At 35.9% G+C, this 19,492-nt stretch carries 21 protein-coding genes; 1 reads left to right on the top strand and 20 read right to left on the bottom strand.

The genetic code is table 11. From position 1 onward, the window contains the following. Positions 1-28: 28 nt before the first annotated feature. The 7 genes from hrcA to KW2_RS04670 all read right to left on the bottom strand — a co-directional run bounded on the left by hrcA (position 29) and on the right by KW2_RS04670 (position 5,440). Positions 29-1,072, bottom strand: a complete 1,044-nt coding sequence (gene hrcA / locus KW2_RS04700; RefSeq protein WP_021037090.1) for a heat-inducible transcriptional repressor HrcA — start codon at positions 1,070-1,072, stop codon at positions 29-31. A gap of 147 nt (positions 1,073-1,219) precedes the next feature. Continuing rightward, complete coding sequence (locus KW2_RS04695) at positions 1,220-1,624, bottom strand: hypothetical protein (protein ID WP_021037089.1); 405 nt, start codon at positions 1,622-1,624, stop codon at positions 1,220-1,222. Positions 1,625-1,638: 14 nt separating this feature from the next. Continuing rightward, entirely contained in the window at positions 1,639-2,385 is a 747-nt protein-coding gene (locus KW2_RS04690) for a M15 family metallopeptidase (RefSeq protein WP_021037088.1), read from the bottom strand. After that, positions 2,382-3,077, bottom strand: a complete 696-nt coding sequence (locus tag KW2_RS04685) for a histidine phosphatase family protein (RefSeq protein ID WP_011675901.1) — start codon at positions 3,075-3,077, stop codon at positions 2,382-2,384. Before KW2_RS04685 ends, KW2_RS04690 begins: the two co-directional genes overlap by 4 nt. Positions 3,078-3,147: 70 nt before the next feature. After that, positions 3,148-3,627, bottom strand: a complete 480-nt coding sequence (locus KW2_RS04680) for a hypothetical protein (protein WP_021037087.1) — start codon at positions 3,625-3,627, stop codon at positions 3,148-3,150. Positions 3,628-3,722: 95 nt separating this feature from the next. Continuing rightward, complete coding sequence (locus tag KW2_RS04675) at positions 3,723-5,060, bottom strand: PFL family protein (RefSeq protein ID WP_011675899.1); 1,338 nt, start codon at positions 5,058-5,060, stop codon at positions 3,723-3,725. 116 nt (positions 5,061-5,176) lie between these two features. Next, positions 5,177-5,440 carry an ACT domain-containing protein gene (locus KW2_RS04670; RefSeq protein ID WP_011675898.1) on the bottom strand — a complete coding sequence of 88 codons (264 nt, stop codon included), beginning with the start codon at positions 5,438-5,440 and terminating at the stop codon, positions 5,177-5,179. Positions 5,441-5,593: 153 nt separating this feature from the next. Here KW2_RS04670 and KW2_RS04665 point away from each other — a divergent pair, with 153 nt between their 5' ends. Further along, positions 5,594-6,535 carry a UbiA family prenyltransferase gene (locus tag KW2_RS04665; RefSeq protein WP_021037086.1) on the top strand — a complete coding sequence of 314 codons (942 nt, stop codon included), beginning with the start codon at positions 5,594-5,596 and terminating at the stop codon, positions 6,533-6,535. A gap of 23 nt (positions 6,536-6,558) precedes the next feature. On the opposite strand, the gene KW2_RS04660 is transcribed toward KW2_RS04665, so the two are convergent. The 13 genes from KW2_RS04660 to KW2_RS04600 all read right to left on the bottom strand — a co-directional run bounded on the left by KW2_RS04660 (position 6,559) and on the right by KW2_RS04600 (position 19,036). Further along, positions 6,559-7,617, bottom strand: coding sequence for an endonuclease/exonuclease/phosphatase family protein (locus KW2_RS04660; RefSeq protein ID WP_021037085.1), 1,059 nt, complete (start codon positions 7,615-7,617; stop codon positions 6,559-6,561). A 77-nt stretch (positions 7,618-7,694) separates the two neighbouring features. After that, positions 7,695-8,282 carry an isochorismatase family protein gene (locus KW2_RS04655; RefSeq protein ID WP_021037084.1) on the bottom strand — a complete coding sequence of 196 codons (588 nt, stop codon included), beginning with the start codon at positions 8,280-8,282 and terminating at the stop codon, positions 7,695-7,697. A gap of 18 nt (positions 8,283-8,300) precedes the next feature. Further along, complete coding sequence (gene rnr / locus KW2_RS04650; RefSeq protein WP_021037083.1) at positions 8,301-10,754, bottom strand: ribonuclease R; 2,454 nt, start codon at positions 10,752-10,754, stop codon at positions 8,301-8,303. A gap of 241 nt (positions 10,755-10,995) precedes the next feature. Beyond that, complete coding sequence (secG, locus tag KW2_RS04645; protein WP_011675893.1) at positions 10,996-11,244, bottom strand: preprotein translocase subunit SecG; 249 nt, start codon at positions 11,242-11,244, stop codon at positions 10,996-10,998. Positions 11,245-11,384: 140 nt separating this feature from the next. Continuing rightward, positions 11,385-12,311 carry a thioredoxin-disulfide reductase gene (gene trxB, locus KW2_RS04640; RefSeq protein WP_021037082.1) on the bottom strand — a complete coding sequence of 309 codons (927 nt, stop codon included), beginning with the start codon at positions 12,309-12,311 and terminating at the stop codon, positions 11,385-11,387. A 197-nt stretch (positions 12,312-12,508) separates the two neighbouring features. After that, positions 12,509-12,736 (bottom strand): DUF4059 family protein, encoded by a 228-nt coding sequence (locus KW2_RS04635; protein WP_011675891.1) that lies wholly within the window; start codon positions 12,734-12,736, stop codon positions 12,509-12,511. 1 nt (position 12,737) lies between these two features. Beyond that, positions 12,738-13,490: an amino acid ABC transporter ATP-binding protein gene (locus KW2_RS04630; RefSeq protein WP_021037081.1), complete on the bottom strand. Its 753-nt coding sequence runs from the start codon at positions 13,488-13,490 to the stop codon at positions 12,738-12,740. Between the two features lie 11 nt (positions 13,491-13,501). Then, on the bottom strand, positions 13,502-14,389 hold the full coding sequence (locus tag KW2_RS04625) for an amino acid ABC transporter permease (protein ID WP_021037080.1): 888 nt from the start codon (positions 14,387-14,389) through the stop codon (positions 13,502-13,504). A gap of 268 nt (positions 14,390-14,657) precedes the next feature. Beyond that, positions 14,658-15,506, bottom strand: coding sequence for an amino acid ABC transporter substrate-binding protein (locus KW2_RS04620; protein ID WP_021037079.1), 849 nt, complete (start codon positions 15,504-15,506; stop codon positions 14,658-14,660). 143 nt (positions 15,507-15,649) lie between these two features. Then, a complete protein-coding gene (locus KW2_RS04615) occupies positions 15,650-16,225 on the bottom strand; it encodes a C40 family peptidase (protein WP_051303728.1) in 576 nt (191 codons plus the stop codon). A gap of 126 nt (positions 16,226-16,351) precedes the next feature. After that, positions 16,352-18,019 (bottom strand): formate--tetrahydrofolate ligase, encoded by a 1,668-nt coding sequence (locus KW2_RS04610; protein WP_021037077.1) that lies wholly within the window; start codon positions 18,017-18,019, stop codon positions 16,352-16,354. A 160-nt stretch (positions 18,020-18,179) separates the two neighbouring features. Continuing rightward, positions 18,180-18,506: a heavy metal-binding domain-containing protein gene (locus KW2_RS04605; RefSeq protein ID WP_011675885.1), complete on the bottom strand. Its 327-nt coding sequence runs from the start codon at positions 18,504-18,506 to the stop codon at positions 18,180-18,182. A gap of 83 nt (positions 18,507-18,589) precedes the next feature. Then, positions 18,590-19,036, bottom strand: coding sequence for an ASCH domain-containing protein (locus KW2_RS04600; RefSeq protein ID WP_021037076.1), 447 nt, complete (start codon positions 19,034-19,036; stop codon positions 18,590-18,592). Between the last annotated feature and the right edge of the window lie 456 nt (positions 19,037-19,492).

Here is a 19,492-nt window from a genome sequence, read left to right as displayed (position 1 = left end):
GGCCCTCCTTTTTTAAATAACTTTTTAATCATTTACTAATTTCATAATGGTTACCATCAAGGTAACGATAATAATCACTTAATTTCATTGTTAGAACTTTAGCAACTAAATCAAGAACTGATAATGTTCTTTGATAATCCATTTCTACAGGTCCTACAACTGTCAATGTACCAAATCCACGATAAGGAATGACAAATTTTTGCGAGATAATTGTTAAATTTTTCATAAATTTTTCATCATTATCAAATTTAACAGCTCTCATTTCATCATTATTTGTAATCTCGCGAATTTCATGAAGCATTCGCTCATCATCACTAAAGAGTTTATAGAGCTCTGCAAGATTATCCGTCGCATAGTCAAAAATATTTTTACGACCAGCGACTGTCAGATGTTCTTTGAATAAATCATCAAAGATTGATTCAAAGAGTTGTAAAACTTCACTCGTAACCTTAAAATAGCGTTGAACAATTTGTGGAATTTCAGTGCGTAACGTATAGTGAATATCAATCACTTTTTTACCGACTAATCGTTCCTTAACCAAGTTGCTAAAAACAGCTAAATCTGCTTCTGTCATTGATTTTGGTAAAACAAATTGATTTGTTCTTACCTCACCAGTTCCCAAAGTAATGACCGAGAGCACCGAGTGATTATCAAGCATAACCATTTCAAATGAGACTAATTGTTGGTCACGTTGCGGAGCATTAAGAACAAAACTCGTCAATCCTGTTAGTTCTGATAAGCTTTTAGCCGCAGTTTTAAACAAATCGGACAAGCGATAAAAATCGCCATCAAAAGCTTTCATCACTTTGAACAAGTCATTTTGACTGAACTCTTCTAACTGGATGACATTTTCCACAAAATACTTATAGCCCGAAACGCTCGGAATGCGTCCACTTGAAGTATGTTCCTTTTGAATCAAACCCAGCCTTTCCAAAGCTTTCATATCATTTCGAATGGTTGCGCTAGAGGCTTGGATACTATCAAGGAGCGATTTTGAACCGATTGGTGTATGGTCCTTAGCATAAAGTGAAACAATCAAATTTAAAATTTGTCTTTGACGTTCTGTAATCATAGCTGCTCCTTTCTTTATCTCTAAGTTTTTTCTTTTAGCACTCTTTACCTCTAAGTGCTAACAAGTTTATTATAACCCTTTGTTTATACCTTGTCAAGAAAAAAGACATAAAAATTAGCACTCTTTTTATTAGAGTGCTAATTTCTGTTATAAAAGATTAGAATCTTTGGATGTCTGCCAGATATTCATTAGTGTAACTACCATTACAGCAATGATAAAAAGATTTTCAAATCCAACTTGATGTTGAACAAAAAGCAAAACATAGTCAATAATTAAAAGTGCCAAAATAATCTCTAAAAGAATAAAAGTCACACGCCAAAATTTTAATAACAAAAAGATTAATAAGACAAAAATCAATAAATAGATAATACTTTGCCAACTTGTAATTGCTGACGAAATCTTATCCGTTAAAGATTTGAGGTTACTAGAGAGATTATTAAAAAATTGAGTAAAGAAATTATTATGAACAAGAAGGATTTTAATCATTTCTGACAGGCTGTAAATAAAGAGAGCAACGTTCACATAAAGTAAAAGTCTAGTTCGATTTAACATGTTCCTAATTTCCTTTAAGCTGGTAATAATTTAAGATACTCTTCCAACGTCAATTGGTGCTCAGTCATGTATTTGGCATTTTCTAAACCAACATAGCGGAAATGCCAATCTTCATAACCAATTCCAGTGACTGCTTTTTTACCATCTGGAAAGCGAAGCACAAAACCATATTTGGGAGCAATCGCCGCAACTTGTTTGGCATATTGGCTTTCATTCAGGCTATCAATATTACTCATATCAATTGCAAGACCAGTTTGATGCTCTGAACTTCCTGGTGGTTGAGAATAAGTTTGTACATCTTTTATTGCTTCTTCCTCAGAAATAGGATTCCCTGTACTATTGACCGTTCCTTGACCATTCATTTCTGCTTGAACATAAGATTGATAGAGTCCTTCTTGGTATGAAACTGACCGATAACCTGAAATAAGATGCTCGGCTGGTGAAATTTCTTGGGCCGCAGCCAAAAATTGTTGAACTGCTGGTGCAATCCGTTGGTCAACTTGAATCCCATTAACAGTTGCTAATGTTGGGTTCATTTCAGGTTTAGGAGATGCTCGGCTGACTAAAACTAAATCCCAGTCAGACCTTTTTGAATCTGGTAAGTCTTTTTTCTTTGCCACTTCTTTAGATGATGAAATACTTGTTTTTTTTGTTGATTCATTGGTTGAATTCGACTTATTGTTTGTGATTAATATAAATCCCAAAGCTCCGACGATTAAAAGAACAAGCACAATTAAACTAAAAGTAATTCTTTTTTTCATTTTTTAGCTAACTTTTCACTTCCTATTTCTCGATAAGACATGTCCCCAACTTTTCCGATAGTGAATTTTCCGTCTTCAAAAGTCAAATGAGTAACAGAACCATTATCAAGACCATGCGGACGAGGAAGTTCGGGTTGAGCCAATTTTACAAAAGTTCCAATGGTCATACCATGGCTGACAACAACAATATTTTTGGCTCCTTTTGATTCAGATTCTTTAGCAATGTCTGTAAAACCATCCATGATACGACCTGAAAGTTTTTCCCATGGTTCAGCCCAGCCTGCCGTATCAACTTCAAAAATTGCATTAGCAATCACTTCATCAGGCGGAAATTCATCAGTATGATTATTCCCAGTTTCGGTAAATATTCTTGGTAAAACTCCATCAAACAATTCGCCATCATAGCCTCCGTCAAACGAGCCAAAACACCATTCTCGGATTCTTTTATCGTAAGTATAAGGAATTCCTTCGTTATCAGAATTAGCTAAGATAAAGCCCATTGTTTGGATTGTTCGGCCAGAATCAGACGAATATGCCCGATCAAATTTAATTCCTTTTTCTTTAAAACCTAAGCCAAGTTCAATAATTCCTTGTTCTCCAGCTTCAGTCAAAGGTGTATCAGACCAACCTTGCGCTCGTCCAATTGTATTGAACATTGTCTTCCCATGTCGAACTAAATAAATATTTACCATCACTACTCCCCTTTTTAATGATTTGATTTTAATAAAAAAGCTTTACGATATCTTTTTTCTATTTGTACATTTAAAGCCATTCTTGCTTAACTGTGAAAAATGAGCCACGCACTTCACCTGCTAATTTTGAGCGTTGGCGCGCAAATTTAAACTTTCCTTCAAGCTCTTTAGGGATTTCCATCCCAACGGAAAGTTTAATGCCGACCGCACGTTTCGGTTTCTTGCCTTCCTGACCGACCTTTTCATAAAGCAGATTTAAAACCATTCCATCTTCATAATAAAATTCTGGCCAGTAGAGTTCATCACTTTCATAAATAGCCACTTCAAGCAGTTTTGCTGAAAATTTCAAATCGCGTTCTTCAAGTAAAATCTGCTCAAACAAAGCAACTTCTTCCTGCTTTTCACTAGCTGGATAAGTCAGATATTCAAATTTATATTTATTCCAAAAATATCGTGCTTCATTAGCCCGTAAACCTGCTAAAGCCTCTGCTACGGGCGAACTTTCTAGTCCGACCGTTTCTACTTCTTTAAAATTTACTTTGTAAGCCATATAATAACCTCCGTTTTTCCACTTCTATCATTATATCATTTTTGGAAGCGCTCTTCATTTTTTTAAAATATTAAAAATTGACCTTGAAGTCAATTTTAGTTTTTAAATGAGTGAATTGGCGCTGGAATTTGTCCACCACGAGCAATAAAATCTGCTGACGATGCCTTGTTGACACGCATGACGGGGGCCACACCAAAGAGACCTCCGAATTCAATTTGCTCTCCTTCTTTACCCATTGGGATAATCCGAACAGCAGTTGTTTTTTGATTAATGACACCAATCGCCGCTTCATCAGCAATCATAGCTGCAATGGTAGAGGCTGGTGTTTCTTCAGGAATCGCAATCATGTCCAGCCCAACTGAGCAAACGCAAGTCATCGCTTCTAATTTTTCGATATTTAACGCTCCAGAGTTCACGGCTGCTATCATTCCTTCATCTTCCGAAACTGGAATAAAGGCTCCTGAAAGTCCTCCAACACGTTCAGCTGCCATGACTCCGCCTTTTTTCACGGCATCATTAAGCATGGCAAGTGCGGCTGTTGTTCCATGAGTTCCAACAGTTTCTAAACCCATTTCTTCCAAGACACGCGCAACTGAATCCCCAATTGCCGGTGTAGGTGCGAGTGATAAATCAACAATTCCAAATTCAACATTCAGTCTTTCAGAAGCCATTTGTCCAACCAGTTGACCAATTCTCGTAATTTTAAATGCTGTTTTCTTGATAGTTTCAGCTAAAATATCAAAAGATTCGCCACGAACTTTTTCGAGGGCACGTTTAACAACGCCTGGCCCTGAAACCCCAACGTTGATAATCGTATCCGCTTCGCCTACACCATGAAAAGCCCCTGCCATAAAGGGATTGTCTTCTACAGCATTAGCAAAAACGACAAGTTTAGCATTGAGCCATTTGTCCCCTTTGGACATAATTTTGATGGTTTCACCCATATCACGAACTGCTGTCATATTAATTCCGCTCTTAGTTGAACCAACATTTACTGATGCACATACGCGCTCAGTTGCTGCTAGGGCTTTAGGCATAGATTTAATCAAAATCTCATCCCCTTTTTGATAGCCTTTTTGCACCAGTGCCGAATAGCCACCGATAAAATCAATACCTATTTCTTTTGCTGCGCGATCCATAGCCAGGGCAAGCGGAGTATAATCATCAGCAGCTGTTGCTGCACCAATAATTGCGATTGGCGTTACCGAAACTCGTTTGTTCACAATCTTAATCCCAAGTTCGTGCCCAATCTCATTGCCGACTTCGACAAGTTTACCTGCTTTATTGACAATTTTTTGATAGATTTTTTCAGCGGCTTTGTCAATATCAGCATCAATACAATCAAGAAGACTGATCCCCATTGTTATTGTGCGAATATCGAAATTTTGTTCTTCAATCATCGCAATTGTTTCTTTGATATTTTGGATGTCCATTATTTGATTTCCTTAGTTTTGGTTAAAATATTACTGACAGAAATATTTTTAATCTCTGTCAGTAAAAATGCTTAATAATAAAAGTAATTCGTCGACTAATTTTTTCTGTCAGTCAATTACAATTTGTGCATCGCGTTAAAAATAGCTTCATTTTGAACATGAATATTAACGCCAAGTGCTTCACCTTTTCTTGAAAGTTCAGCTTGAAAAGCTGAAAAATCACTGTTTCTAGTTTCAACAACCATCATCATGGTAAAAGCTCCACTCATCAAAGTTTGTGAAATCTCAATGATATTTGCTTCTAATTCTGATAATGTTGCTGTGACTCCAGCGACAATCCCGATTTTATCTGCTCCGACTACTGTTACAACTGCGCGCATTTTGTTTCTCCATTCAAATTTTTATACTATTATAACATTTTTATTTAAATTTTCAGTCAATTTTCTTGTCAAGTAAATAAAGTTTTTTAGGCAGCTTTGTCAGTACATTTGAATTATGTTTTATCTCCCTTATTTTGCTATAATCAGCTTATCATGACTTTAAAAACTTTCTTTAATTTTACACGTATTCAAACTTTACCAGCGGCTTTGCTCTCACCAATTGCTGGCTGTCTTTTTGCTCTTTGGTATTTTAAAAGCTTCCACTTTTGGCCCACCCTTTTCTTTTTTATCGGTTTAGCTAGTATTAATCTTTTTGTCTCTGCTTGGAATAATTTAATGGATTATCAAAAAGCTCTTGACCCTGAATATAAAAAATGGAATATTATCGTTGCCAAATCAATTAATCCTAAACTTGCTTTAAAAATATGCTTGTCTTTCTTAGTTGTTGATGTAATTGTTGGACTAGTTGTTCTTTTCATGACTAATCTTGCTGTTCTTCCCATTGGTGGCCTTTGTTTTTTGATTGCTATTTTCTATACCTACGGTCCTTTTGCTTTCTCTCGCTTTCCTCTAGGTGAACTTTTAGCCGGTCTTTGTGAGGGATTTTTTGGATTTTTCCTTGCGGTCTATCTTAATTCTTATGACAAAGGATATTTTTTCATTAGCTTTGACAAAAACTGGCTCATGACTTGGACTTGGGATTTTAAAATTCTTCTCCCAATACTTTTAGTCGGCTTGATGTGTTTTGTTCAAAATTTTAATATCATGTTTTCTGACAATATTTGCGATTTAGACCAAGACATTCGTAACGAACGTTATACCCTTCCTTATTATTTAAAAATTCCACTGAGTTTAAAAATATTTACTGGACTTTATCTTTTTGCCGGGCTTTGTATTCTACTTGCTATTTGTCTCAAAATTTTACCCATTTGGTCACTACTCATGATAATCATTTCAGTTAGAGTCATTCCTAATATTCAAAAATTCAGGGCAAAGCAAAGTAAATCAGAAACTTTCCATTTACAGATTAACAATCTTATGCTATTTAATGCCTCACTTGCTATCACTCTTTTACTAGGTATCATTTTTAGATGAACAAAAAAAGCGCTAAGCGCTTTTTATTTTTCTAAAGAAAAGTCCATGAGAACTGGTTGATGGTCTGACGATTTAAATTGATTATCAATGGTTTGTATTTTTAAGTCTTTTATATTATTTGAAACTAGAAATCCATCAATAATTCCAAAAGTATTTTTGGGATTTTTTTGATGATAAGCAAAATCAAGTGAGCGCACGGTTGGTGCATTAGTTGGTGCAACTACTCGCATTCCTTTAGTCAAATTCTCCGTTGGAAACTCCTTCATCCAAGTCAATTCTGGATGAGCTTTACCAGCTAGGGCATGATTATAGTCTGCTCCACAAATCACATAATCCCCTTTATTGACATACTTTTTCATCGCATCAAAGAGTGTCAATAATTGTTGCTTTTGAATTTTTTGGTCTGTGATAAATGCTGATAAGTGAGTATTAAAAATTACAAACTTTTTATCTGAATTTTTGATAGGCAAAAGGCTGACAGAAAATGCTCGGTCTAAATCAAAAAATTTATTAAAGTTGGTTTCGATTGGTAACTTATATCTGGTTGAATTTTCAATTTCATATTTAGAATAAGTCATAATGCCAGATTTAGCTTTTCCAATTGGTTTTGTCACGGGATAAAATAGATAAGCAGAGTCATAGTTTTGCGTTAATACACTACTATAATCAGGAAGACCTGCGCGTACCAACTGAGGTTCATTCACCTGCTGACTTCGGTCTCCTTGCCAATCAATTTCTTGAATATTTCCGAAATCAGGATTTTCTTTTTTAATAAGTCTAATATCTTCTTGAATCGCAGACTTGACAGCAGATTTGCTGTAAGCACGCACATCACCACCACCATCCATGAAAAAATTAAAAGAAGGTGGGTAGGAACCATAACCAATATTAAATGTCATCATTTTATAGGTTTTTCCCAATTCAACTTGTTGAGTTTGCGGATTTTTGATACTTTGCTTGATATCATTTGGCAGACGATGATATTGAGCATAGACATAAATAACGTATGAGCCGATGATGACAGCAAAAACTAAAATAATGCTGACAATAATTTTTCCAATTAATTTCAAACGATTTTTCATATTATTCACTAAATATTTTAGGAAATTTACTGACGAAGACTCCGAAAATCTCTGTCAGTAAAATGGGTGGCCTAAACTTATTTACTTTCTTCAATCATTTTTACTACTTCTTGTGTTGAACGCACCCGTCCAAGTCTAGTGAAAATTCCGTCCACAATTCCCTTGTGCAAACTTCCATTAAAATCAGTCATTGCATCTTCTACGGCAATCACTTGATAGCCATGTTGGAAAGCTTCACGAGCCGTTGTATCACAACCAATCGTTGTAGCAATTCCGCTCAGAACAATTTCTTCAATTCCACGGCGGCGCAATTGGACATCTAAATCTGTTCCATAAAAGGCCCCCCAGTTGTGTTTAGCAACATGGATAACATTGTCATAGTCTTTATCGTAAGCCTCTGGCATGACAAAATCAGAGAAGTCCGCTGGTATTTGCCCATGTGCAAGAGGGGGATTATCCGTTTTTGGTTTTAGAGCTTCTCCACCATAATTTTTAACATGAACAAAAACAATCAAAGCTTCTGTATTTTTTAAACTTGTTACGAGCTCTTTATTTTTGGCCAACACATCTTGTGCAGAATAAGGAGCAAAACCTTCACGACCAGCGATTCCTTTTTGCAAATCGATGATGACTAATGCTGTTTTATTTAAATTCAAAGTTTTCATTTCTTCTTCTTTCAAAATTTAAGGTCTTTTGTGTGCTTTTTTTCTTCCATCAGTAAATTTTTTGCCATTCTCTTTTTTGTCAGTAAATTTACCTTTGGCTGCTTTGCTATAAAAGGGTTTTTTGCCCGATTTTTTCTTTTTCTTATCAAATTCAGGTTTTCCATCAGTACTTCTACCCTCTTTTGATTTACTGCCAGCTTTACTAGTAGCTTTTGGTGCGACAGATTTAACTTTAAGGGATTGATTTGATTTTTTGCGACCTTTAGATTCAGGCTTTTTCTTAGCTTTAGCCGATTTATCAATCAAATCTAATTCTGATGGAAGGTACTCAAAGTCAATTTCGCCAGTCATCTTATCCGCTTTGACGACTTTGATTTTAATTGGTTGACCAATTTTAAAAGTCAATCCTGTTCTTTCACCAATCAAAGCTAACATTCGCTCATGATAAGTGAAATAATCACCCTTCAACGTTGAAATATGAACTAATCCTTCGATTGTATTTTCAAGTTCAATAAACATACCAAAACGAGTGACTGAAGCAATAATTCCTTCAAACTCTTCGTCCACATGTTCTTCCATGAACTCGGCTTTTTTCATTTTTTCAACTTCACGTTCAGCATCAACCGCTCGACGTTCACGATGACTAGAGTGCTCCGCAATTTCTGGGATTTTTTCTTCCCATTTTTGTAAAAGATTTGCTGGAATTTTACCCGCACCAATTTCACGAATCAAACGATGAACCAACAAATCAGGATAACGACGAATAGGTGAGGTAAAGTGAGTATAATTTTCGGCAGCTAAACCAAAGTGCCCCTCATTATTTTCTGAATAACGAGCTTGTTGCATACTACGCAATAGCATTGTTGACAAGACCATTTCACCCGGTTGCCCCTTGATTTTTTTCATGAAGGCTTGTAAAACTTTTTGATCAATTCCGTTTGAGGTTCCTTCAATTTGCATTCCAAATGTTGCTGCAAAATCAATAAATCTTTGTAATCTATCTGCTTTTGGTTGCTCGTGAATCCGATAAATAAATGGCAAGCCATGTGCTTCAAAATGAGTGGCCACCGTTTCATTGGCTTCAAGCATGAATGATTCAATCATTCGTTCAGCAATGCCACGACTGCGTTTTCTAATTTCAATAGGTAAGCCTTTTTCATTTACAATGATTTTTGCCTCTACCGTGTCAAAATCAATGGCTCCACGTTGTTTACGCATCGCTTCTAAAATATGATGGATTTCAACCATGATTTTTACAGAATCAGCAATTTTAGCATACTTTTCAAGCGTGTCTTTATCTCCTGCAATCATTTGATTGACCGCATCATAAGTCATTCTTTCAGTTGTCTTAATAATTGATTGTGAAATTTGATAATTAACCACTCGACCTTCTGGGCTAATTTCCATCACACAGGATTGAGTCAAGCGATTCAAACGTGGGTTCAATGAACAAATCCCATTTGATAAACGCTCTGGCAACATTGGTACCACTCTGTCAGTAACATAGACTGATGTTCCACGTTCGTAAGCTTCTTTATCTAAAGGTGAATTTTCCGTTACGTAGTGGGAAACATCCGCAATATGAACACCTAATTCATAATTCCCATTTCCTAAACATTTGGCATGGACAGCATCATCAAGGTCTTTGGCATCAGCTCCGTCAATTGTGAAAGTAATTTCATTACGATAATCAACTCGACCCGCAATTTCACTTTCTGGCACTTCTTCTGGCACTGAATCAGCCTGCTCCAAAACCTCTTTTGGAAATTCTGATACAATATCCATTGAAGCCAAAACTTCTAACACATCTATCCCTTGGTCATTTGCCTGTCCAATAATTTCCGTTACCAGTCCTTGCATGGTTTGAGGAAATTCTTTATCAGGATAATGTGTGATTTCTACACGAACAATTGCCTTATTTTCTGGTTTGAGTCCTTCATCACCCAGATATACCCGATAAGGAATTTTTTTATTTCTAGATTTAACGAAACCAATCAGTCCAGTTTGCTCTTTTTCTTCATCATTTAAAGCAACAAAAGTTCCAACGACTTGATGAAGCTCATGACGGATAATTTCAACAACATGCCCCTCGGCAGCCGTTCCTTTTAGGGAGTTGGCATTCTTATCAATCTCAATGAAAACCTCATCTCCATCAAGTGCAAAACCTGTTTGCCCGCGTCCAATAAAGACGTCTGGTTCGTCAGCATCAATACTTACAAAACCAAATCCAGCCGCATTTGCTCGGAAAATCCCGCTGATAACTACTTTTGCTTCCTCTTGTTCTGCTAATTCTACTTTCCCTTTAGCAGTAAAATGAAGCAAGTGTTCAGCTTCTAGTGAAGCCAAAGTTTTAACAAAAACTTTGTAATCTTTGGCCTTATTCATATGTAAAGCAACTGACAATTCTTCCACTGACAGAGCTTTTTTTGAACTATTCTCAAGATAGTCCATAATTACTTCTCTAATACTCATTTTTATTCTCTCAAGTGAGCTTTCTTGACCACAAAAATCGGACAAGAAGCCCCTTTCTTATTATAATATTTTTAAATATTGGCTCGATTTTTAGCTAATATTCTAATGATTATCAGTGGTATTAATCATTTTATCAGACCCAGTTGGCTGATAGAATCAATTCTACCACTGACAATTGCGACATTGAAACATTTAACACAATTTTAAAAAATAAAATACGGACTGTTTTCAGCCCGCAATTTTAACGTGTTGATAAAACAACAAGAGCAAATCCAATGACTAGCCATAAACCAATCATGATTGCTGTAAAACGCTGCATCACAGCTTCAAAACCGCGCGCTTTACGACGTTCGAACAATTCACCCGTTCCACCAGAAAAAGCATCTGCCGCTCCATCTTGTTTTGAAGGTTGCATGAAAATCGCTATAATAATAAATGCTGAAACAACAAGCATTGCAACAAGCAAAATGTCATAAATTACTTTTTCCATAGTCTTATAAATTATTTAGGCGATGAGCCTAATCTCCTTTTTCAAAATTGCGTTACTTACAGTTTACCATATTTTCTATTAAATGTCATTCCGAATCCTTTAACAAAAAATTACTGACTTCTTTGTCAGTAATTTTTATTTTATCCAAGTTCAACAACAAACTTATAAGCTTCTTGAGCTGCTTGAGCACCATCACCAACCGCTGTTGTGATTTGACGGAAATCCTTTTGACGAACATCTCCCACGGCAAAGATACCAGGGATATTTGTTCTCATGTGGTCGTCAGTAATAATCCAACCTGCTTCGTCAGTAATTCCAAGATTGCTCACAAATTCAGCTACTGGATCAAGTCCTACATAAATGAATATTCCACCAAAAGCTTTTTCAGTTACCTCACCTGTTTTAACGTTTTTATAAACAACAGATTGAATTTTTTTATCATCTCCTTTGATTTCCATCGGAACAGAATCCCAAATAAAGTTGATTTTTTCTTCTTTAAAAGCTCTTTGTTGAATAATTTCTTGTGCACGTAATTTATCACGACGATGCATAATTGTCACTGATTGACCAAAACGAGTCAAATAGAGTGCTTCTTCAACAGCCGAATCCCCACCACCAATGACTAAGATTTCTTGGTTTCTAAAGAATGCACCATCACAAACGGCACAATAAGAAACTCCACGAGCTCCATATTCTTCTTCTCCAGGAATTTCTAACTTACGGTGATTAGCTCCAGTCGCGATAATGATTGATTTTGTGATGAACTCATCATCTTCGGTGATAATTTTTTTATAATCACCATGATCTTCAATGCCAGTCACAAAACCATAAGCATTTTCAACTCCCAAACCTTCCAAAGGTTCAGCCATTTTCATTGAAAGTTCAGGTCCCATGATTGTTTCATAACCAGGATAGTTTTCAATCTCCGCTGTATTATTCATTTGACCGCCAGGAACACCACGCTCTAAAAGCAAAGTTTTCATTTCAGAACGAGCAGTATACATCGCTGCCGTCATTCCCGCAGGGCCTGAACCAATGATGACAACATCATATTTCTTTTCTGTCATTTTTTAATCCCTTTTCTAAGAGCTTAAGAACTCCCCTTAAATTTATAAACTCAAGCTAGCTTTTAAGCAAACTTGAGCTCTTCATTTATCAGATCTAAAAACTCTTTTTTCTAATATCTAAAATCTTATAGCCTTATTTTACATTGTCAAACGATTTTTTTCCATTAATTAGATTTATTTAAAAAAATAAATTAAATTCATAGGCCCCGAATTTTTAAAATTACAAGAACGCCTAAAACGGCAAAACTCAAAATTGGTGTTGTTAATATCCCAACCAAAATCAAATCAAAAATTCTATTTCTTCTTTCAGCCCATGGTTTTTTTGTATTTCTCACTAGGTAAGTAAAAGCATAAAACCCACCCACCAATAAAACAAAGATGGCTGAAATTAGTAAACCTTTTAGATAAAACTGTAAAATCATCATTTTAGTTATTGACCTCTAAATTCTTGACATGCCGTGATAAAAACTCTCGTGTACGAGGATTCTTCGGTGAGTAAAATACTTCTTTAGGACTTCCTGCTTCTATAATTTTTCCCTGCTCTAGGAAAAGTACTTTTGTCGCCACATTATAAACAAAGTCCATTTCATGGCTGACAAGAACCATTGTTTGTTTATTTTTGGCGGCATTAAGAATTACTTCTTGAACCTCGCCAACTAATTCAGGATCAAGTGCCGATGTTGGTTCATCCAAAAGCAAGAGCTTTGGTTCCATCGCTAAAGCTCGAGCAATTCCAACCCTTTGTTTTTGACCCCCGGATAAGAATTTAGGATAGTAATCTTTACGGTCTGTCAAACCTACCTTAGCCAATTCGGCGTCAGCAATTACTGTCGCCTCTGCTTTAGATAATTTTTTAACCTGAATCAAACCTTCCATCACATTTTCAAGAGCCGTCCGACGCTCAAAAAGATTGAATTGTTGAAAGACCATTCCGGTTTTACGGCGCAATTCAAGCACTTCTTGTTTGGTGATTGTAGAGTAATCAATCTTTAAATCATCAATTTCAATCTGACCACTATCGGGTCTTTCTAAATCATTTAATGCTCTTAAAAAAGTTGATTTACCTGCACCAGAAGCACCGATGAGTGCAACGACATCTCCTTCTTCAATGTCCAAACTTATATTTTCAAGAACTTGATTGCCAGAAAATGTTTTACTTATATTTGTAATTTTAATCATCAGAGCCCTCCTTATGCTTGGTCAAACGGATTTTTACTCAAAGAAATTTGAGCACGATTTTTACGTTTATCATTTGGCATTCTGACGTCCAACTTGCGCTCTAATGCTCTAATCAAAATTTCAAAAATGATACAGATTGGCCAATAAACCAAGGCTAAGGCCAAATAAGTTTCAAACAGTCGGAAAGTTGAGCCACCAATAATTTGAGCCCGAGCCGTCATTTCTACCACACCCGCTACGAAAGCGAGTGAAGTAGATTTCAAAAGACCAATCAGAGCATTTCCTAACGGAGCTGTCGCAACTGTTGCCGCCTCTGGCAAAGTGACACGCATAAAGACTTGGAAATTCGTCATTCCAAGTGATTTAGCCGCTTCAATTTGTCCTTTATCTACCGATTGGATCGCTGCTCGAATGGTTTCTGAATTATAAGCCCCTTCATTAAGGGCAAAGGCCACAATTACAAAAAGCATTGCCGGAATCGTGTTCACATTATAATTCGTTCCATAGTTCATATTGATTGCTTTTAAAATCAGTGGAATCCCTGTATAAGAAAGATATAATTGCACCAAAATTGGCGTTCCACGAATAAAGCTGACAAATAAAGCACGAAGTTGATTTAAAATAGGAATTTTATTGATACGAACTAAGGCAAGAATAAGTCCCAAAAGCAAACCAAAAATCATGGCAATGATTGTCATTTCAAGTGAAGATGGAATCATTTTAATAATTGGTACAAAGGCGTCCACAAAGGCTGACCAACTGAAAATCTTTGTGAAAAACATTGTCCAAAAGTCATGAAAGTTGTACTGACCTTTAATTAAGAGAAATGGAAGAGCTGGCAAAATGATAAGTGCCAAAAGTAAGGCAATTCCAAGAATTATTTTTTTGTTTTTTTTCATATTATTTTAATTTTCTAATAGGCAAAACTCTGTCAGTAAAAAAGTGACAGAGTTTATTAGGAATTTTTGAGCTTATCAGTTTAGCATCATGCTTTTTACTAATTGGCTCGATTTTTTACCTGACCATCACTTCTACTATTATACAAAATTTTGGCCTTTTTTTCTCCTATTTTTTACGAACAGAGCTGTCAGTAAATTGATGAATTATAAAACATTTATTTTACTGACAGAATGAGCTAATTAAAATAGGATTGTTCGTCAGAACTATCTATTTAAACATCTCAGCTTTTGGGACGAAATCTCCACCAAGATATTTCTTAGAAATCTTAGCCAAGCTACCATCAGCTTGCATTTTAGCTAATACTCCATTCACATCTTTTTGAAGCTTTTGCCCTTCTTTATCTTTACCAAAAAGGAAATATTCATAACCGTCATGTTCAGCATCGCCAGTATCCATACTGATATCTTCAATTTTTAGATTATCAAATCCTTGTTCTTTAACAGCTGACTGTAAAGAAATTTTATCATAAAGCATGAAATCAATCTTACCTGATTCTACTTGTGTGAAACGAGTATTAATAGAAGTGGAATCTGCTGAGTAACTAATTTTAATTTGTTTATCTGGATTGGCTTTGTTCCAATCTTGAATTGATTTTGTATAATTTGAAGCTGGATTACCAATTGTTGATTTTCCAGCCAAATCTGCCAAGGTTTTATAAGTTCCAGATTTCACAAGAACAGCGTTATTAGATTTGGAAAGTGGTGATGAGAAATAGTATTTTTCAGCTCTGCTTTTTTCCCAACCAAAATCATTAGCACCCATTTGGTAACGACCGGAATCAATCCCTGGCGCAATTCCAGAAAAGTCTGTGGCTTGAAATTTCACAGTGTATTGCGGCAATTTTTTGAAGACAGCACGAGCGACTTCAATATCATAACCAGTTAAATTTCCTTGACTATCTGAATAGGTAAATGGTTTTGTTGCACCATCTGTTGCAATTACAATTAATGTTGTTTTATTATCTGACGTCTTTTTTGAACCTGAGGAGCATGCAACCAAAGTTCCAGCAGCGATAAGTGAAAGAGCAGCAAATGTGACCTTTAGTGATGTTCTCATAAAAGTTCCCCTTTAAAAATTTGATAGACCTATCTTAACATGAACTTAACCAATTTGCCATAAAAAAAACTTATAGCCACTTTTGGCTATAAGAATAACAAATAAAAAAAGTAACGATATATCATTACTTTCTTCTATTATATTTAGTATTCTAAGGCAAAATCAGCTGGCATATCGGTAACTGAACTGATCTTAACTGATTCTCCTGGTTGTGGGGCATGTATAACCTGACCATTTCCAAGATAAATTCCTACATGGTCCCCACCGTAAAAGATAATCAAATCTCCAACTTTGGCTTGGTCGAGTGCTACTTGTTTGCCACTTGCGATTTGGTCCCAAGTGGTACGACCAATTTCTTTACCTAAAACTTCTCTATAGACATAGCTTGTGAATCCTGAGCAATCAAAGCCGGCTGGTGTAGTTCCACCCCAAACATAGGGAACACCCATATATTTTTTAGCTGTACTTACAAGCTTATCAGCTCGTGATTGAACTTCTTTGGCAATACTTTGTGTTTTTTCTACTTTGGATACGGCACTGACTGTTTCATTCATTGTTTTTGTTAAAACATCAAGTGAACTAGTCGCTGCTGACAGATCTGTCAGTGAACTTTGCGCGTCATTGTCTTCAAATACTGAATCTGCTTTTGCAGGATTAGCAATCATGGCAGCACTAAAACTTGCCATAAGTGCTGCGGAAATAATTATTTTTTTCAACATTGTTAGCAAGTATAACACAAAAAAACCGCCTGACAAGCGGTTTTACAAGCTTTTAATTTTTTGTAAATTTGTTACCAAAAAAATTTACACTTAATTTTACAGTAACAAATCCCTTGAAATCCATTTCTAAAATAATCCTGAGATTTTACCATCATCAGTCACGTCCATTTTTAAAGCAGCAGGATTTTTGGGCAGACCTGGCATCGTCATCACATCTCCTAAAAGAGCAACAATAAATCCAGCACCGATTTTCGGAATCAGCTCACGCACTGTAACCTCAAAGCCTTCGGGAGCTGCTAAAAGATTCGCTTGGTCTGAAAATGAATACTGCGTTTTAGCCATACAAACCGGCAAGTTATTCCAACCATTTTCTTCAATTTCTCTCATCTGACGCTTAGCTTTCGGAGATAAATTAACTTTGGAACCGCCATAAATTTCTGTCACAACTTTGTCAAGTTTTACTGACAAGGGTTGATTTAGCTCATAAAGATAGCGGAAATCAGATTTTTCTTGTAACATTACTGACAGTTTTTCAGCCAAATCTAAACCGCCTTCACCACCTTTAGCAAAAACTTGAGTTAGTGAAACTGAAACTCCCAAAGCTTCTGTCAGTTCTTTTAAAGTTGAAATTTCTGACTCTGTATCCGATGCAAATTGATTAATCGCTACAATCACTGGCAGGCCATAACTTTGCATGTTTTTGATATGCCGTTCCAAATTAGCAAAACCTTTTTTAACAGCCTCGACATTTTCACTTGTCAATTCTTTCTTATCAACGCCACCGTGCATCTTAAGCGCACGAAGTGTAGCCACAATTACCACAGCATCAGGTTGTTTCCCTAACTGACGTGTCTTGATATCCAAAAATTTTTCACCACCAAGGTCAGCTCCAAATCCTGCCTCTGTAATGACAATATCAGCCAATTTAAGTGCTGTTTTTGTTGCTAAAACAGAATTACATCCATGGGCAATATTAGCAAAAGGTCCACCGTGAATTAAAGCTGGCGTTCCTTCAATTGTTTGAACAAGGTTTGGTTTAAGGGCATCTTTTAAGAGCATTGCAATTGCCCCCTGAACCCCTAAATCTCCGACACTGACAGGTTTACGGTCATAATTTTGAGCGATGACAATTCTTGCTAAGCGCTCTTTCAAATCACTGATAGAAGTCGCCAAACAAAGAACAGCCATAATTTCGCTAGCCACCGTAATATCAAAACCATCCTCACGAGGAACCCCATTAAGCGGTCCACCCAGTCCAATCGTTACATGACGTAAAGCACGGTCGTTCAAATCAAGCACACGTTTCCAGATAATTCTTCGTGGGTCAATATTTAAAGGATTCCCTTGATGAAGCGAATTGTCCAGAAAAGCCGAAATTGCATTATTAGCCGTTGTAATGGCATGAATATCTCCTGTAAAATGAAGATTAATGTCTTCCATTGGAAGAACTTGAGCAAATCCACCACCAGCTGCTCCACCTTTAATTCCCATGACCGGACCAAGAGAAGGCTCCCGTAGAGCAACCATTACATTTTTATCTTGTCTGGCAAAGGCATCAGCAAGGCCCACTGTCACCGTCGATTTACCCTCACCCGCTGGTGTAGGGTTAATAGATGTCACTAAAACCAATTTCCCATCGGTTTGTTCATCAAACTTTTCTAACACTTCTAAGGGAATTTTAGCCTTATATTTCCCGTAAAGTTCAATATCATCAAAAGATAATCCTATTTTTTCGGCAATTTTAGTAATTGGTTGAATTTCAGCAGCTTGGGCAATTTCAATATCTGTTTTCATAATTCTCCTCTGAAAATATAAGCTTCAATTTTCTTTAAATCATACTAATTTTAATATTATTCTAACAAATTTTTCTATAATTTACTCTCAAAAATATTTAATATAGTTCCTTTGGTCAAAAATTGTTCGGAAATAAAAAAAGACTAGCCTCAGCTAATCTTTAGATTTTCTCAATTTTAACTGCTGTTCCGTAAGCAGCGACAGAGTCAATATTTTGGAAAGTTGATGAGTCAAAGCGCATTGCAACAATCGCATTGGCTCCCTTTGCTTTCGCTTCTTCTTTCATTCGACCAATCGAAGTTTCACGAGTATCATGTTGAAGCTTTGTATAACCATTTATTTCACCACCCACAACAGTCTTCATTTGTTGACCTGCACTTGAAAATAAATTCCGAGAACGAGTCGTTAAGCCAAAAACTTCACCATAAACTTCTACAATTCGATAACCCGCAACCTCATTGGTGGTCACAATAAGCATATCATCCATCCTGTTCCTCTTTTCGTAAAGCATAAATTTAAGATAATTATAGCACGACTTTAAAAATAATCAACGATTTTTATTTACTATTTCTATTTTTGGTAGAGCACTTCAAATTCTTCACAAAGAACGTCCATATCCGGTTGATAGATGCCTAATCCATTCCAAAAATCCTGATGAACTTCTCGCCAATATTCTAAACTTTGGTCTCCCTCGCCTTCCTTGTAAGCATGTTCCGCACTCACTTCAGAAAATTTTCGAACATATACTTTTGAAGTCCTAATTGCGGCTCTTGGTTGACCCTTCCCATCTAATAAAATATCAAACTTCCCATCAACACTTGGCAATGGTTCATCTTCACCATAATCAGCAAGAGCACTTGCAGTTGCACTCTTTTTTCCCACTAAAACTAAGTTTAATAATTCATCTGCTAGCTCTGGCTCAGTTATTGGACCATCAATCTCATTACAAAAAGCCCAAGCCCACCTAAAATTTTCGACTGCCAAGCCCGATTCTTTAATAAATTTTTCGTAAGTCATCTTTTCTCCTTTTGAGGCTTTCTAAATTGCCTTCATTTATTCCATCATATCAAAAATTTACAGCTTTTGACTAAGAAATGTTCCATCCAAAAATGAATATTTTCACTAATAAATTGCCAGATGGTCATAGCTATTAAATGTAGTCAAAAAATCCTTGCGAGATGCTTAAATTTTTAAGATTTCTATCTACTTTTTCAAAAGCCAGATGAAATTGATAGATTCCTTTTGTATTGACCCGCCTGACTAAAAAATGAATATAAAAAAATTCTTTAAGTGAAGTTTTTATTTTACAAAAATCCTTCTCACCTCTCCTACTTTTTTGATAAGTTTCTACTTACACTATATTTAATATTTCTTGTAACCGTATTTATAAATACTTTTTAAAAACATTTTTTCACTTTGATTGTTTATATGGGTAAATTACATTACTATTAAAGGATATTTCAAAGAATTAAT

Source organism: Lactococcus cremoris subsp. cremoris KW2 (genome assembly GCF_000468955.1).
Taxonomy (GTDB): Bacteria; Bacillota; Bacilli; order Lactobacillales; family Streptococcaceae; genus Lactococcus; species Lactococcus cremoris.
Note: the sequence above shows the minus strand (reverse complement) of the source record. Positions and strands in the feature narration are given on the sequence as shown.